The organism is Mesorhizobium sp. M1A.F.Ca.IN.020.06.1.1 (assembly GCF_004023265.1).
Classification (GTDB): domain Bacteria; phylum Pseudomonadota; class Alphaproteobacteria; order Rhizobiales; family Rhizobiaceae; genus Mesorhizobium.
The window spans coordinates 1-1,669 of record NZ_RZSR01001145.1; the positions used below are offsets into that span (position 1 = coordinate 1).

Below are 1,669 nucleotides of genomic sequence, written 5' to 3' on the forward strand. Positions count from 1 at the left end.
ATGTCGGCAACCGCCTCGTCCTCGAAGTCGCCCAGCATCTCGGCGAGAACACCGTGCGCTGCATCGCCATGGACTCGACCGAAGGTCTCGTGCGCGGCCAGGATGTCTATGACACCGGCGGACCGATTTCGGTGCCGGTCGGCCCGGGCATGCTCGGCCGCATCATCAACGTCATCGGCGAGCCGGTCGACGAGGCCGGCCCCGTCGACGCCGTCGAAATGCGCGCCATCCACCAGCCGGCTCCGGCCTATGTCGACCAGTCGACAGAAGCGCAGATCCTGGTCACCGGCATCAAGGTTCTCGACCTGCTGGCGCCTTATGCCCGCGGCGGCAAGATCGGCCTGTTCGGCGGCGCCGGCGTCGGCAAGACCGTGCTGATCCAGGAGCTGATCAACAACGTCGCCAAGGCCCACGGCGGCTTCTCGGTGTTCGCCGGCGTCGGCGAGCGCACCCGCGAAGGCAACGACCTCTATCACGAGTTCATCGAATCGGGCGTCAACAAGAAGGGCGGCGGCCAGGGCTCGAAGGCCGCGCTGGTCTACGGCCAGATGAACGAGCCGCCGGGCGCGCGCGCCCGCGTCGGCCTGACCGGCCTCACCGTCGCCGAGTATTTCCGCGACCAGGGCCAGGACGTGCTGTTCTTCGTCGACAACATCTTCCGCTTCACCCAGGCGGGCTCGGAAGTGTCGGCGCTGCTCGGCCGCATCCCCTCGGCCGTGGGCTATCAGCCGACGCTCGCCACCGACATGGGCGCGCTGCAGGAGCGCATCACGACCACGACCAAGGGCTCGATCACCTCGGTGCAGGCAATCTACGTTCCGGCCGACGACTTGACCGACCCGGCGCCGGCCACCTCCTTCGCCCACCTCGACGCCACGACCGTGCTCAACCGCGCGATCTCGGAAAAGGGCATCTACCCGGCCGTTGATCCGCTCGATTCGACCTCGCGTATGCTCGACCCGATGGTTGTCGGCGAGGAGCACTACCAGGTCGCCCGCCAGGTGCAGTCGATCCTGCAGCGCTACAAGTCGCTGCAGGACATCATCGCCATCCTTGGCATGGACGAGCTGTCGGAAGAGGACAAGCAGACCGTTGCCCGCGCCCGCAAGATCGAGCGCTTCCTGTCGCAGCCGTTCTTCGTCGCCGAAGTGTTCACGGGCTCGCCCGGCAAGCTGGTCGACCTTGCCGACACCATCAAGGGCTTCAAGGGCCTCTGCGCCGGCGATTACGACCATCTGCCCGAAGCCGCCTTCTACATGGTCGGCGGCATTGAGGAAGCGGTCGAGAAGGCGCAGCGCCTGGCGGCTGAAGCGGCGTAAAGAAGCGAATAGCGAATAGGGAGTAGCGAATAGGGATCAGTGGGCCGGCCGAGTTTTTCACTACTCGCTACTCGCTATTCCTACTCGCTAGATTGGCATGGCTGAAGCTTTCAAGTTCGAATTGGTCTCGCCGGAGCGGCTGCTCGTTTCCGAGCAGGTCGAGTCCGTCGTCATCCCGGGCGCCGAAGGCGAGATGACCGTGATGGCGCAGCACGCTCCGGTCATGACCACGATCAAGCCCGGCGTCGTCACGGTGAAAACCGCGGCGGGCAAGGAAGAGCGCTACGTCGTGTTCGGCGGCTTCGCCGACATCCTGCCCTCCGGCTGCACGCTGCTGGCCGAATCGGCGG

General features: G+C 65.8%; 2 protein-coding genes. Both read left to right on the top strand.

Annotation, left to right across the window (positions count from 1 at the left end; all coding sequences use genetic code 11):
* Window positions 1-1,319: F0F1 ATP synthase subunit beta (atpD, locus tag EOA60_RS31865; RefSeq protein ID WP_128312541.1), on the top strand; the 1,319-nt coding region annotated here is incomplete at its 5' end.
* A 97-nt stretch (window positions 1,320-1,416) separates the two neighbouring features.
* A partial coding sequence (locus EOA60_RS31870) for a F0F1 ATP synthase subunit epsilon (protein WP_128312542.1) occupies window positions 1,417-1,669 on the top strand: 253 nt, incomplete at its 3' end.